13 protein-coding genes are annotated in these 13,832 nt (G+C 71.9%); 1 reads left to right on the forward strand and 12 read right to left on the reverse strand.

Annotation, left to right across the window (positions count from 1 at the left end):
• Positions 1-37 precede the first annotated feature (37 nt).
• Together dapC and fdxA are read right to left on the reverse strand one after the other, a co-directional pair.
• Entirely contained in the window at positions 38-1,135 is a 1,098-nt protein-coding gene (gene dapC / locus ADY01_RS10080; protein ID WP_049569300.1) for a succinyldiaminopimelate transaminase, read from the reverse strand.
• Between the two features lie 89 nt (positions 1,136-1,224).
• Positions 1,225-1,551: a ferredoxin gene (gene fdxA / locus ADY01_RS10085; RefSeq protein WP_049569302.1), complete on the reverse strand. Its 327-nt coding sequence runs from the start codon at positions 1,549-1,551 to the stop codon at positions 1,225-1,227.
• A gap of 128 nt (positions 1,552-1,679) precedes the next feature.
• Between fdxA and ADY01_RS10090 the strand changes: the two genes are divergently transcribed.
• Positions 1,680-2,678 (forward strand): GNAT family N-acetyltransferase, encoded by a 999-nt coding sequence (locus tag ADY01_RS10090; protein ID WP_078900165.1) that lies wholly within the window; start codon positions 1,680-1,682, stop codon positions 2,676-2,678.
• 51 nt (positions 2,679-2,729) lie between these two features.
• Here ADY01_RS10090 and ADY01_RS10095 read toward each other — a convergent pair whose 3' ends face one another.
• From ADY01_RS10095 to ADY01_RS10140, 10 genes are all read right to left on the reverse strand, one after another.
• Positions 2,730-4,496 (reverse strand): hypothetical protein, encoded by a 1,767-nt coding sequence (locus ADY01_RS10095; protein ID WP_049569305.1) that lies wholly within the window; start codon positions 4,494-4,496, stop codon positions 2,730-2,732.
• A gap of 273 nt (positions 4,497-4,769) precedes the next feature.
• Positions 4,770-5,135, reverse strand: a complete 366-nt coding sequence (locus tag ADY01_RS10100; protein WP_049569309.1) for a DUF6113 family protein — start codon at positions 5,133-5,135, stop codon at positions 4,770-4,772.
• On the reverse strand, positions 5,132-6,076 hold the full coding sequence (gene mshB / locus ADY01_RS10105; protein WP_049569313.1) for an N-acetyl-1-D-myo-inositol-2-amino-2-deoxy-alpha-D-glucopyranoside deacetylase: 945 nt from the start codon (positions 6,074-6,076) through the stop codon (positions 5,132-5,134). The genes ADY01_RS10100 and mshB overlap by 4 nt, the downstream gene beginning before the upstream one ends.
• 52 nt (positions 6,077-6,128) lie before the next feature.
• Positions 6,129-6,323, reverse strand: a complete 195-nt coding sequence (locus tag ADY01_RS10110) for a hypothetical protein (protein WP_049569372.1) — start codon at positions 6,321-6,323, stop codon at positions 6,129-6,131.
• 162 nt (positions 6,324-6,485) lie between these two features.
• On the reverse strand, positions 6,486-7,559 hold the full coding sequence (locus tag ADY01_RS10115; protein WP_049569315.1) for an ABC transporter ATP-binding protein: 1,074 nt from the start codon (positions 7,557-7,559) through the stop codon (positions 6,486-6,488).
• A 30-nt stretch (positions 7,560-7,589) separates the two neighbouring features.
• Entirely contained in the window at positions 7,590-8,669 is a 1,080-nt protein-coding gene (locus ADY01_RS10120) for an ABC transporter ATP-binding protein (RefSeq protein ID WP_049569317.1), read from the reverse strand.
• A 12-nt stretch (positions 8,670-8,681) separates the two neighbouring features.
• Complete coding sequence (locus ADY01_RS10125; protein ID WP_049569319.1) at positions 8,682-9,662, reverse strand: ABC transporter permease; 981 nt, start codon at positions 9,660-9,662, stop codon at positions 8,682-8,684.
• A 96-nt stretch (positions 9,663-9,758) separates the two neighbouring features.
• Positions 9,759-11,576 carry an ABC transporter substrate-binding protein gene (locus tag ADY01_RS10130; protein WP_049569321.1) on the reverse strand — a complete coding sequence of 606 codons (1,818 nt, stop codon included), beginning with the start codon at positions 11,574-11,576 and terminating at the stop codon, positions 9,759-9,761.
• A 37-nt stretch (positions 11,577-11,613) separates the two neighbouring features.
• Positions 11,614-12,585: an ABC transporter permease gene (locus tag ADY01_RS10135; RefSeq protein ID WP_078900166.1), complete on the reverse strand. Its 972-nt coding sequence runs from the start codon at positions 12,583-12,585 to the stop codon at positions 11,614-11,616.
• Between the two features lie 355 nt (positions 12,586-12,940).
• Positions 12,941-13,832 (reverse strand): ABC transporter ATP-binding protein (locus ADY01_RS10140; protein WP_049569323.1); only part of this gene is annotated, 892 nt, incomplete at its 5' end.

The following is a 13,832-nucleotide window of genomic DNA, read 5'->3' on the forward strand; positions in this document are numbered from 1 at the left end:
CCGGGGCCCTTTCGGGCCCTGCCGGGCGCGGCCCCGCTCACGCCAGGCGGCGCACCGCCTCCTCGACGCGCTCGTCCGTGGCCGTGAACGCCACGCGCACGAAGGCGTCGCCCGCCGGGCCGTAGAACTCCCCCGGCGCCACGAGAATCCCCTGCTTGCTCAGTTCGGCGACCGTGTCCCAGCACGGCTCGTCCCGCGTCGCCCACAGGTAGAGCGACGCCTCGCTGTTCTCGATCCTGAAGCCGCGCCCCCGGAGCGCCTCGCGCAGCGCCTCCCGGCGCCTGGCGTAACGCTCCCGCTGCTCGGCCACGTGGCGGTCGTCGCCGAGCGCGACGGTCATCGCCGCCTGCACCGGCGCGGGCATCATCATCCCGGCGTGCCGGCGGATCGCCAGCAGCTCGCCCAGCACCCCGGCATCGCCCGCGAGGAACGCGGCGCGGTACCCGGCCAGGTTGGACCGCTTGGAGAGCGAGTGGACGGCGATCAGGCCGCCGATGTCGCCGTCGCAGACATCGGGGTGCAGCACGGAGACGGGCTCGGCCTCCCAGCCCAGCTCCAGGTAGCACTCGTCGCTGACGATCAGCACCCCGTGCTCCCGCGCCCAGGACACCACGGACCGCAGCTCGGCCACGGTCAGCACCCTGCCGGTCGGGTTGGAGGGGGAGTTGAGCCAGAGAAGGCGCAGGCCCGCCGGGTCGAGACCCGTCGGCAGGCCCCGGTAGGGGACCGGCTCGGCGCCGGCCAGCCGGGCGCCCACCTCGTAGGTGGGGTACGCCGGCTCGGGAAAGGCCACGCGGTCGCCCGGTCCGAGGCCGAGGTGGGTGGGCAGCGCGGCCACCAGCTCCTTGGAGCCGATGACCGGCAGCACGTTCCCGTGGTCGAGCCCCGCCGCCCCGGTCCTGCGCGCGCACCAGCCGAGGACGGCCTCGCGCAGCGCGGGGGTCCCCCACGCCGTCGGATAGCCGGGGCTGTCGGAGGCGGCGGCCAGGGCGTCGCGCACCAGCGACGGGACCGGGTCGACCGGGGTACCGACCGAGAGGTCGACGATCCCGTCGTGGTGGGCTGCCGCGGTGGCCTTGTACGGCTCCAGCCGGTCCCAGGGAAAGACCGGCAGGCGCGCGGAGACGAGTGGCACGGTGGTGGCTCTCACTTCTTGCGTGTGTCAGGACCCGCGCCCCGGACGGGAGCGGCGCGGCGGCCGGGGGGCGGCGCCGCGGACGGGTGTCACTCCTCGGTGCTCTGCGGCGGCAGCGCGGCGATCAGGGGGTGGTCCCGCTGGATCAGACCGAGCTTGCTCGCTCCGCCGGGGGAACCGAGCTCGTCGAAGAACTCCACGTTCGCCTTGTAGTAGTCCTTCCACTCCTCGGGGGTGTCGTCCTCGTAGAAGATGGCCTCCACGGGGCACACCGGCTCGCAGGCACCGCAGTCCACGCACTCGTCGGGGTGGACGTAGAGAGCACGCTGCCCCTCGTAGATGCAGTCGACAGGGCACTCGTCGATGCATGCCTTGTCCTTCAGGTCGACACAAGGCTCCGCGATGACGTAGGTCACGTTGTCAGTCCTCCTCGTTGGGGCCGGCGGTCCGCCGTGATGGCGCGCGGAAGCGCCGCGTCGTCGATGCTCAGCCCTAGTATCGCCGGTTGAGGCTAAAGGACGACCAAGAGGGGGCCGAGAAGACGGTGCAATTCTCCGCGGGCACACACTTTATCGTTCGTATCACGGCCGATGACCTGGGCAGACGCGTCTCGGTACGGACGGTGACGGAGTCGGGGGCTCGGGGGGCGCGTTTCACCGACACCGTGGGCGTGCTCACCTCCTGGGAGGACGGCGTGCTCTCGGTGACGCGGCGGGACGGCCGCGTGGTCCGGCTGAACGAGGCGGCGATGGTGGCCGCCAAGGTGGTGCCGCCGGTGCCGGCCAGGCCCCGCGGGGTTCCGGCGGCCGGCGCCGCCGAGCTGACGGCGGTCGGGGTCCGCGGCTGGCCCGCCCCCGAGACCGAACGGATCGGCGACTGGCTGGCACGGGCCGGGGACGGCTGGACGCGGCGGGCCAACTCGGCGGTGCCCGCGGTGCCCGCGGCCACTCCCCCCGACCTGGACCGGATCGCCGCCTGGTACGCGGCGCGGGGCCTGCCCGCCCGACTCCAGCTCGGCGAGGGGCAGGAGACGCTCGCGGCGGAGCTGGACGGGCGCGGTTGGGGTGCGGACGGGCACACCATGGTGCGCGTCGCCGCGCTCGCGCCCCTCGCCGACCGGGCTCCAGACGAGCGGGTGAACGTCGGCGAGACGCTGACGGAGGAGTGGCTGCGCGGCTGGCCCCGGGCGGGTGACGCCCCGGCAACGGCGGCGCGGGTGCTGGCGGGTGGCCCGCGCGTGCTGTTCGCGCTGGTGCCGGGCGACGCGGGGGACGCCGGGGCCGCCGCCGTGGGCCGTTGCGTCGTGGACGGACGGTGGGCGGGGTACGCGGCGATGCGCGTCGACCCGGCCCACAGGAGAACGGGCCTGGCCACGGCGGTGATGGCCGAACTGGCGCGCGCCGCCCTGGTGTGCGGCGCGAGCGCCGCGTATCTCCAGGTGGAGGCGGACAACGCGGCGGCCGGGGCGCTCTACGCGGGGCTGGGCTTCGTGAACCACCACGCGTACCACTACAGAACGGCGCCGGCCCACCCCGGGGGGTGAGCCGGCGCCCGCGTCCTCGGGCCGGTCCCGTTCTCCGGCCGGCCGTCGTGCTCAGGGTCCGGTGGCGGCCTCCACCACGGCCTCGCGGCGGCCGGGGCCGTCGTCCGTCGTGGCGGTCTCGTGCAGGACCGGGACCATCGCCGCGGCCACGTGCTCCGGGGTGATCGCGACCGGCCCGGCACCCGCGTCGATCATCACGCCGTCGAACGTGCTGCCGTAGACCTCGGCGAGCGCCTCGGTGTCGATGACCGGCTGGAGGTTCCCCTGGTCGCTCGGCTGCATGGTGAGGATCCCGCTGAGCGTCTCGGGGCTGAGCGGCAGCGGCTCCGCGCTGCCCGCGACCAGCCAGATCCAGCCCGACATCGCCGGCTCGCCGAACTCCTCCAGCGCCTGCTGCACCTGCGCCTCGCCGACCAGGGGCTCCTGGTTGGCCACGGGGAGCTCGATCGCCGGGTTCCGTCCGGAGGCGGCGCGCTCGCGGAACGCCGACTCCACGGCGTCGGCCGCCGCCTGGAGGTCCACCGCGTTGCCCGGCTCGCCCAGGCGCCCGATGGCCTCGCCGTTCTCGAAGACGACCGTGCCCTCGACCGGGCCCGCGCCCGAACCCGAGCCGCCGGTCAGGTCCTCCAGCGCGACCGTCAGCTTCTCGCGGTCCACCGCGAACTCCGCGTTCTGCGTGCGCTCGGCGCCCAGCAGGGAGCCGTAGACCGACACCGGGCTGTAGTCCTGGCCCGAGGCCGACTCGACCGTGGCCTCGGTGTCCACGGCGAGGCCGGCGACGCTCGGCTTCAGCTCGACCTCCTGCTCGCCGACCACCAGCGTCAGCGGGTCGTTGTTGGCGCGTTCGAGCTCGCCGTCCAGGCGGTTCAGCGCCTCCTGCGAGCTCAGGCCGCCGATGTCGATGCCCAGCACCGTCGTGCCCTTGGGCACGTCCTCGGGGCTCAGATAGAGGCCCGCGCCATAGGCGACGACGGCGATGCCGATGAGGCCCACGGCCAGGAGCTTGACCTTGGAACGGCCCTTGCGCTTGGCCGGCTTCGCCTTGCCCGCCTTCGGGGCGGGCGCGGGCTCCGCCGCCTCGTCGGCCGGGGGCCTGGGGCCCGGCGGCGGAACGGGGGGGCCGGTCTCGGGGCTGAACGGCGCCTGCACCGCGGCCATCGGACCCGTCGAGCTCACGTCGGGCGGCGGCGCGGGCGGGAAGGGGCCGCCCAGGTCCATGGTCGTGGAGGACGGATCCTCCTCCGGCACCCTCGCCGGACCCTGGGGCCCCAGCGGGCCCTGTCCCAGAGGCCCGGGTGCCAGCGGACTCCGGGGCCCCGGCGCGCCCGGCGCGCCCGATGCCCCGGGCGTCCGCACGGGGGGCGCCTCGGACCGCCCCGCGGGGGGCTGGAGCGGCATGTCGCCGGTGGCCGGGCCCGAGGTCGGGCCGACCGGGCGCGGCGGAAGCCCGAGCGGGGTGCCGGCCGGGGGTGTCTCGGCGGGCTGCTGGAACCAGTCGGCCGGCAGGCCGCCCGCCGGGGTCTCGGGCACGGCCGGATGCCCGTCCGGCGGGGTGTCGATGCCGGGCCCGGGGGCGGGGCCCCCGGCCGGGCCCGCGCCGGGTCCCGGCGCGTCCGGCTGGGCCGCGGGCGGCTTCCGCGGCTCGAACCAGGAGCTGGTCCTCTTCCCCTGCGCGCCGCCCTGCGCCTCGCCCGAACGGGCCGGTGGCGGCGGGGGGGCCGGGGACTCGCGGACCACGGGCTCGTCCACGGTCTCCCGCACCACGATGGGCGGAATGGGCCGGGAGCCCGGGATGTTGATCCGGGCCCGGGTCGTCATCGTGGTCTCGGTCTTCTTCTCCTCCGCCCGCGGGGCTCCGGAGCGGCCTTCGCCGTCCCGGTCGCTGCGCTGGGGTTCACCCCATCCCAGCGGTCCGGGGGGCGGATTGTCACTGTCACGACTCAAGGCAAGTCTCCCGGTTGAGCTTCACCGGCCGGCCCGGGACGGGGCCGGGACCGAGCGGCGTGCCCCACGATACTGGGGTCCGCGGGGTGGTACGGCGCCACCACAGGATTGGCACATACCGCGCGCGGGCCTCCTGCCGCGCTCATGCTAGGGGCGCGGGCGCGGTTCGGGGACGGAGAAGAGGGGGCGGTCGGCGGGCGCGAGCGTGGCGCACAGCACCGCGATCACCATGCCTCCCAGCAGGAACAGATAACTGCCCGTGCCGGCGGCGAAGATGAAGTCGCCCTGGGGCTGGGTGTAGGTGAGAAGGACCACGGCGACCACCCAGCCGCCCGCGGGCGCGCCGGCGCCGAGCCGGGAGCGCGTGACGAGCGCCCCGCCCCAGAAGAGCGCCGCCGCGCCCCCCAGCGCGAGCAGCAGCCCGCCGGGGAACCATCCGCCCTGCACCAGCGATCCGGCGAGCCCGGCCAGCACGCCGAGCAGTCCGAGTACGCCGTATCCGGCCAGCCTCATGCCGTCCCTCCCTCGCGCTTCGTCGCGCGCGCCGCCTCGCGTCCCGGGTCGTCGCCGAGGCCGGCGAAGATGTCCCGCGCCCCGGGCGGGAACGGCGTTCCCGCGGCCAGCCGGTAGTACTCGGTGGCCCACACGGGCTGGGCCAGCCCGTTGGAGAGCGCGAAGACGGCCTCCTCGCCGCCGCGCTCGCCCGCGAAGGCGTCCACCTCGATCTGGGTGGCGTGCGCGGCCATCGCCGCCGCCTTGGCCGCCGCCTGCTCCGGGGTGCCGGTCACGGCGAGCGCCACCTCGGCGTCGTCCACCAGGCCCGGCAGGTCGGCGGGGTCGGCGACCCCGGCGAAGGGGCGCGGGCCCGCGGCGCGCAGCCGGGCCAGGCGCTCCTCGGCGGCGGAACGCGGCAGGCACGTCCACAGCACGCGGTCCACCCGGTGCGGCGCGTCGGGCAGCGCGGCGGCGAGGTCGGCGCCGCGCATGGCGACCCGGTGCGCCTGGATGTGGTCGGGGTGGCCGTAACCGCCGTTCGGGTCATAGGTGATGAGCACCCGCGGCCTGACCTCGGCCACCACCGCGGCGAGCGCGGCGGCGGCCTCGTCGAGGTCCGCGCCCCAGAACGCGCCGGGCCGCTCGTTGGACGGCAGGCCCATCATCCCGGAGTCGCGCCAGCGCCCCCGGCCGCCGAGGAGGCGGTGGTCGGTGACGCCGAGGGCGCGCATCGCGGCGGCCAGCTCGCCGGCGCGGTGGGGGCCGAGGGCGTCGTCGCGGTCGGCGGTCAGGTGGGCCAGCTCGCCCGGGATCACCTCGCCCTCCTCGCCGAGCGTGCAGGTGACCAGCGTGACCTGGGCGCCCGCCGTGCGGCAGGCGGCCATGGTCACGCCGTTGCAGATCGACTCGTCGTCGGGGTGGGCGTGCACGAGCAGCACGCTCGCCTGGCCGGAAGTCATGGCAGCGAGCTTACGTCCCGGCGCGGACGCGGCCGCCGGAAGCCCGGTGCACTCAGAAGCTCAGTTCGCTGATCATGTCCGAGACGCTGGTCGAGAAGTCGTCGATGGCGGGGGCCATGTTCGAACCGGCAAGGTAGAAGCCCAACAGGACACAGACGACGGCGTGCAGGACCTTCAGTCCCGCCTTCCTGACCAGCAGAACGACAACGATCGCCAGCAGCAGGACCGCCGAGACGGAGAGCGCCACCTCGATCACCTCCATGAAGTCGTGCCCGGTGCGGTTCTGGGCAGGCCAAGGAGACCTTCCTCTCCTGGAAGGGTCCTTCCACCCGGCGCCTCGGATCATAACGATCAACAGGCCGCTCACGGCTCGGTGCACGGGTGCAGAGGAGGGGCGCACGCCCCCGGCTCAGTGGGCGGCGGTCGTGCCTTCCTCCGGGAAGTGGCAGGCCGTGAGGTGACCCTCGGCGTTGCCCGATATCCGCAGCAGCGGCGGCTCTTCGGTGGCGCAGCGGTCCTGCGCCTTCCAGCAGCGGGTGCGGAACCGGCAGCCGGAGGGCGGGTCGGTGGGCGAGGGAACGTCACCCTGAAGGCGGATGCGCTCGCGTGGCGGTTCGGCCCCGGTCCCGGGCTCGGCCTCCACCTCCACCTCCACCTCGGGCACGGCGGAGAGCAGCGCGTGCGTGTAGGGGTGGCGGGGGCGCTCGTAGATGGCCTCGCGGTCGCCCACCTCGACGATCTTGCCGAGGTACATGACGGCAACGCGCTGGGAGAAGTGCCGGACGATGGCGAGGTCGTGGGCGATGAACAGGAACGCGATGCCCAGCTCACGCTGGACGCGCTGGAGCAGGTTGACGACCTGGGCCTGGATGGAGACGTCGAGCGCGGAGACCGGCTCGTCGGCGATGATCAGCTTGGGTTCGAGGGCGAGCGCGCGGGCGACGCCGATGCGCTGCCGCTGCCCGCCGGAGAACTCGTGGGGGAAGCGGTTGTAGTGCTCCGGGTTGAGGCCCACGGTCTCCAGCAGCTCGCGGACGCGGGCCTCCCGGCCGCCGGGCGGCCTGATGCCGTTGATCTCCATGGGCCCGCCGATGATCGTGCCCACGGTCTGGCGCGGGTTCAGCGAGGAGTAGGGGTCCTGGAAGATCATCTGGATCTGGGAGCGGATGGGGGCCATCTGCCGCCTGCCGGCGCGGGTGATGTCCTGGTCCCGGTAGGTGATGGTGCCGGCGGTGGGGTCGAGCAGCCGGGCCAGCAGCCGTCCCGTGGTGGACTTGCCGCAGCCCGACTCGCCGACCAGGCCGAAGCTCTCGCCCTCGTGGACGGTGAGGTCGAGGCCGTCCACGGCCTTGACCGCCCCGACGGTCCGCTTGACGGGGAAGCCGCCCTTGACCGGGAAGTACTTGGTCAGCCCGGTGACGGTCATCAGGGGCGAGCCGGCGTCCTGGCTCCGGTCGTCCTTGCTCAACGTGACGCTGGTCATCGTCGTCCTTAACTCGGCTGCTCGGCCCGGCTAGCGGAGCCGGGGCTTGATCCGCTCGGTGAAGAAGGTCCGCTTCTGCTCCGCGGTGAGGTGGCAGGCGGCGCCGCGCTCCTCGGGCAGCGCGGGCCGGTCGGTGGCGCAGGAGACGTCGTCCGCCACCTCGCCCGCGTAGGCGCAGCGCGGCTCGAACGGGCAGCCGGGCGGGGGCGCCAGGAGGCTGGGCGGGGTGCCGGCGATGGGCACGAGGTCCTGGTCGACGTCGCCGCGCAGCCGCGGCATCGAGGTGAGCAGCCCCCAGGTGTAGGGGTGGCGGGGGCGGCGCAGCACCTCGGCGACGGTGCCGCGTTCCACCGCGCGGCCCGCGTACATGACCAGCACGTCGTCGGCGACGCCCGAGACCACGCCGAGGTCGTGGGTGATCATGATGATGGCCGAGCCGAACTCCTGCTGGAGTTCGAGCAGCAGGTCGAGGATCTGGGCCTGGACGGTGACGTCGAGGGCCGTGGTGGGCTCGTCGGCGATCAGCAGGTCGGGGTCGCAGATCAGGGACATGGCGATCATGGCGCGCTGGCGCATGCCGCCGGAGAACTGGTGGGGGTAGTCGTCGACGCGGCGGGCGGGGTGGGGGATGCCGACCTTGGCCAGCATCTCGATCGACCGTTCCCGTGCCTCGCGGCGGGAGGCGCCGCGGTGCTTGCGGTAGGGCTCGGCGATCTGCCGGCCGACGGTGTAGTACGGCGAGAGCGCGGTCAGCGGGTCCTGGAAGATCATCGCGACCTTGTTGCCCCTGAGCTGCTCCAGCGTGCGTTCGGGGGCGGTGGTGAGCTCCTGGTCCTCCAGGTGGATCTCGCCGGATATGCGCGTGGAGCCGGGGTTGTGCAGGCCCAGGATGGTCTGGTTGGCCACGGACTTGCCGGAGCCCGACTCGCCGACGATCCCGAGGGTGCGCCCGCGCCAGACGTCGAACGACAGGCCGTCCACGGCCTTGACGACGCCGTCGTCGGTGGGGAAGTGGACGCGCAGGTCCCGCACCGACAGGAACGGGGCGCCCTCGTTGGTCGGCCCCTGCTCGGCCGGTCCGCTGCCCTTCGCCGGGCTGGTCGTGGTCACGTCGGTCCGCTCCTAGGCCAGCCGGACGCGCGGGTCGATGAGCGCGTACAAGGCGTCAATGATGATGTTGAACAGGACGATCATGAGCGCGGCGAACAGCATCACGCCCATCAGCATGGGGAGGTTGGACTGCGTGACCGACTCCACCGCGAGGCGGCCGAGGCCGTGCAGCGAGAACGTGTACTCGGTGATCATCGCGCCGCCGAACAGCGCGCCCAGGTCGATGCCGAAGATCGTGACGATGGGGATCAGGGAGCCGCGCCAGGCGTAGCGGAAGAAGACCGTGCGGGGTGCCATGCCCTTGGCCTTCGCGGTGCGGACGTGGTCCTCCTGGAGCTGTTCGATCAGCGTGGCTCTCGACATACGGGTGTAGTTGGCCGTGAAGATCGTCGAGAGCACCAGCCAGGGCAGCAGCAGCCCCTGGAACCATCCCCAGGGGTCCTCGGACAGGGGGACGTACTGGGGCTGTGGCAGGAGCTGGGTGTTGTAGACCAGGATCGCCAGGGCCAGCGGGCCGAGGAAGTAGATCTGCATGGAGCTGAGCACCAGCGAGGTGGAGCTCATCGACTTGTCCAGCAGGGTGCCGCGGCGGGCGGCGGCCAGCATGCCGAAGCCGAGGCCGAGGATGAGGAAGACGATGGCGCCGCCGACCGTCAGCGAGACGGTGGTGGGCAGCCGGTCCATGATCGTGTCCATGACCGGGCGGTTGTCGCGGAAGGAGAAGCCCAGGCAGGGCGCGGGGCAGTTGCCCGCGGGGAATTCGCGGCCGGCGAAGATGCCGACCATGTACTCCCAGTACTGCACGGGGACCGGTTTGTCGATGCCGAGATTGTGCTCGACGATGGCGAGCTGGTCCTCGGTGCAGATGCCCTTGCCGCAGGCGAGCAGCGCGGGGTTGCGCGGGATCGCGTAGAAGAGGAAGAACGTGACGGCGCTGATGACCAGGAGGATGGCCACGGCGCCGAGCGTTCGCCGCATGATGAAACGGAGCATCGTGGGTAACAGCCTTTGATCTTCGGGCCGTCCGGCGGGGGCCGGGCCCCGGCGGGTGGTCCCGCCGGGGCCCGGCCGTGCGGCCGGTGGCCTGCCTCAGTCCTGGATGACGTAGATCCGGTTCATGTCGACGCTGCCGATGTCGTCGTTGAACACCGCCCCGCCGATCCGGGAGCCGTGCAGGATCGTCTGCCGGTAGTAGAACGTCGGCACGAACGGCACGAGCTCCTCCTGGATGTACGCGCCGAGTTCGGCCCACTCGGTGGCGGCCTCGGCGGCGTCGGTGATCTGCCGGATCCGGTCGATCTCCGCGTTGACGTGCTCGTCGTCGACATGGCCGTAGTTGGAGGCGCCGTCCTGGATCTGGCGGCCGTCGAACAGCGGCGGGATCACGGTGGCGCCGGAGAGCCAGTCGTGGCCCCAGCTGCTGCGGTAGATGTCGTAGCCGTTGTCCACGACGCCGATGGTGTCGTAGTAGGTCTCCGGCGGCACCTCGCTGCGGTTGACCTGGAAGCCGGCCGACTCCAGGGCGTCGGCGATGGCGACCGCGGCCTCCTGGTCCTCGGCGGCGGTGTTGTGCACGTAGTTCAGCTCGTAGCCGACGGCGTCGGCCTCTTCGAGGAGCTCACGGGCCCGCTCGATGTCGCCCTGCGGGGCGGCCAGCTTGCCGAACGGGTCGTAGTCCTCCTGGTACCCGGGCAGCAGCGGGCTGATGATGCCGCCCGCGTACTGGCCCCCGATGGTGCCGCCGTACGCGTTGAGCACGCCGTTGAGCGGGACCGCGTGGACGATGGCCTCGCGGACGGTCCGGTCGGTGATCCGGTCCATGTTGATGGCGAGCGTGGCGACATACGGCTGGAAGCCGTCCACCAGCCGCTCCCGGTACTGCGGGTCGTCCATGACGGTGGGGCCGTTGCCCGCGTCGAGGCCGTTGTTGAACGTGATGGCGGTCTGGTCGTCGCCGTTGTCGGCCATCAGGCGGGAGGTGGAGTCCTCGCGGCTGTGGCCGAAGCTGATCTCGTAACGGTCCGGGTAGGCGTTGCGGGCCGGGTCGGTGGCGGGGTCCCAGTTCTCGTTGCGCACCAGCGTCATGGAGCGGCCGGGGCGGAACTCCTCGATCTGGTAGGGGCCCGAGGTCACCGGCTCCTGGTCGTACTGCTCCCGGGTGTCGCCCGCCTCGGAGACGACCGCGTAGCCCGCGATGGACAGGGCGTACGGCAGGTCGTTCTGCGGCTCCTCGAAGTGGAAGACGATGGTGCGGTCGTCCGGGGTCTCCAGGATCGAGTCGGGCAGGTGGTCACCCTCGTAGGGGCCCTCGGGCAGCAGCTCGCGGTAGTCGGCGCCGCCCGAGTTGGCCAGCCACTGCTGGAGGTAGGTGGGGCCCTGCGCGATGAACGGCGCGAACTGCCGCTCGAAGGTGTGCCGCAGGTCCGCGGAGGTGATGGGCGTGCCGTCGTTGAACGTGACGCCCTCCTTGAGGGTGTACGTCCATGTCCTGCCCTCGTCGGAGACCTGGCCCGAGTCGGTGGCCAGGTCGCCCACGACGGTGTAGCCGCCGTCGTTGCCCAGCCGGACGGCGGTCAGGCCGCGGTGGATCAGGCGGGCGAGGTTGGACTCGTGGGAGACGTAGATCTGGGCCGGGTCGAGGTGGTCGGGCGAGGTCTCCTGGAGCACGGTGACCGTGCCGCCCCGCTCGGCGCCCTCCACCTCCTCGGCGGGGCCCTGGGACTGTTCGGCGGTGCCGAAGGATATGGACGCCAGCTCCTCGGGGGCGGCGCTCTCCTCGCCGTTGCCCCCGGTGTCGCCGCCACCCCCGCCGCCGCCGCTGCTACAGGCGCTGAGGATCAGCGCGCCGACCAGGGCGAACGTCACCCCGGCGGCCCTTCCCCCTCTGCGCAGAGTTCTCTTGCTCATGGGTTGCTTGGCACCTGCCCGTCGTTGTGGTGGGAGATCATCGGACGGTCTTGGGGTCGAAGGCGTCCCTGACCGAATCCCCCAGGAGGTTGAAGGCGACCACGAAGATCACCATGGAGACCCCGGGGAAGAACATGTAGGTGATGTCGCTGCGGTAGACCTCCGCCGCGGTGGCGAACATCCGGCCCCAGTCGGGGGTCGGCTCGGTGAGGCCCACGCCGAGGAAGGACAGGGCCGCCGCGGTGGTGACGAAGTTGGGCAGCATGTAGGTGGCCTGCACCAGCATCGGGGAGACGACATTGGGCAGCAGCTCCTTGCGGATGATCCGCCAGGGCGAGGCGCCCGAGACCTTGGCCGCTTCGATGAACTCCCGTTCCCGCAGGGACAGGGTGGCCCCGCGCAGGATGCGGCCGAGCGTCATCCAGCCGAGTACCCAGAGGACGATGATGATGGAGACGACCTTCACATAGGTCGGTGTCTCCTCCCGCGGGTCCACGAAGAGGGTCGCGATGATGGGCAGGAACGCGACGAAGAACAGCTGTTGCGGGAAGGCCATGAGCAGGTCGATGAGGCGGCTGATGAAGTAGTCCCACCGGCCGCCGAGATAGCCGGCGGCGATGCCCAGCACGATCGCGGTGAGCGTGGCGAGCAGGGTCACGACCAGGGCGATGAGCAGGGATGTGCGTATTCCGTAGAGGAGTTCCGTGAAGACGTCGCGTCCGGTGCCCGGTTCGAGGCCGAACCAGAATTCGCCGTCGATGCCGCCATTGGGCTTGACCGGGTAGCCGTACTCGTTGAGCAGGCCACTCTCCAGCTGGCCGTAGCGGGTGTACGGATCCTTGCCGTAGAGCCAGGAGATGACGGGTGCAAGCAGACCGATTGCAAAGAAAAAGAGCACAACACATGCAGATATGACGCCCGTCCGGTCACGCCGAAAGCGCCGCCACATCAGCTGGCCCGGCGAGCGGCCGACCGGCGCGGCCTCGGCGGCCTGGACTTCGCTGGACATCAAGTCCCCCCGACAGTGTGGTCATCCGGCGTGCGATGCGAGTAGACCGGACTGTCGCAAGGGTCACAGTTTCCCGTCAAGCCGTAGCAATGGTATAAACCTATGGCATCTGATTGGTGAGCCAAGGTTATGCGGATTGACGCGTAAACGTGCTTGACGGCGACCGATGGTGATCGGAAATTTGGGGATAAGAGGGGAAGCGGCCTGTTAACCGGTCCGCAACACCCCAGACCCTATACCGATATGCGAACGGCCCAGACTGAGGCGGTACGGCCGTGCGGGTGCCGTAGCCCGGGGCGGCGCGACCATCAGGCTCGCGCCGCCCCGGTGCGTTCCCCGCTCCGCCCGACCCCGCCTAGGCACGGGCCACATGAGGCTTCTCCTCCGCGAAATGGCAGGCGGAATCGTGCAGGACGGGACCCGTTGCCCCGGCGAACTCCGCGGGCACCGCGAGCGGCGGCTCCACCTCGGCGCACACGTCCTGCGCCTTCCAGCAGCGGGTGCGGAAGCGGCATCCCGACGGCGGATCGGCCGGCGAGGGCACGTCCCCGGCCAGGATGATCCGCTCCCTGCGCCCCCGCAGTTCCGGATCCGGCACGGGAACGGCGGAAAGGAGCGCCTGTGTGTACGGATGCGTGGGGTGGTCGTAGATGGCGCGGTCCGTGCCGATTTCCACGATCTTTCCCAGATACATCACCCCGACCCGGTCGGAGATGTGCCGCACGATCGACAGGTCGTGCGCGATGAACAGGTAGGAGAGGCCGAACTCGTCCTGGAGCCGCTCCATCAGATTCACGACCTGGGCCTGAACGGACACGTCGAGCGCGGAAACCGGCTCGTCGGCCACGATGATCTCGGGGTTGAGCGCCAGACCGCGGGCGATCCCGATGCGCTGCCGCTGGCCCCCGGAGAACTGGTGCGGATAGCGGTTCAGATATTCGGGGTTGAGCCCCACCACGTCGAGGAGATCCCGCACCCGGCGCCGCCGGTCGCCCTTGGGCGCGGCCTCCGGATGGATATCGAACGGCTCTCCGATGATGTCGCCCACGGTCATGCGCGGATTCAGCGAGGTATACGGATCCTGGAACACCATCTGGATATTCCGGCGCACCGCCTTGAGCGCCCTTCCCGAAAGCCTGGTGATGTCCTCGCCCTTGTAGAGGATCTCGCCCGCGGTCGGCCGCTCCAGGTTCATCAGCAGCTTCGCCACCGTGGACTTCCCGCAGCCCGACTCCCCCACCACCCCC

Source organism: Streptomyces sp. SBT349, assembly GCF_001083795.1.
Lineage (GTDB): Bacteria > Actinomycetota > Actinomycetes > Streptomycetales > Streptomycetaceae > Streptomyces.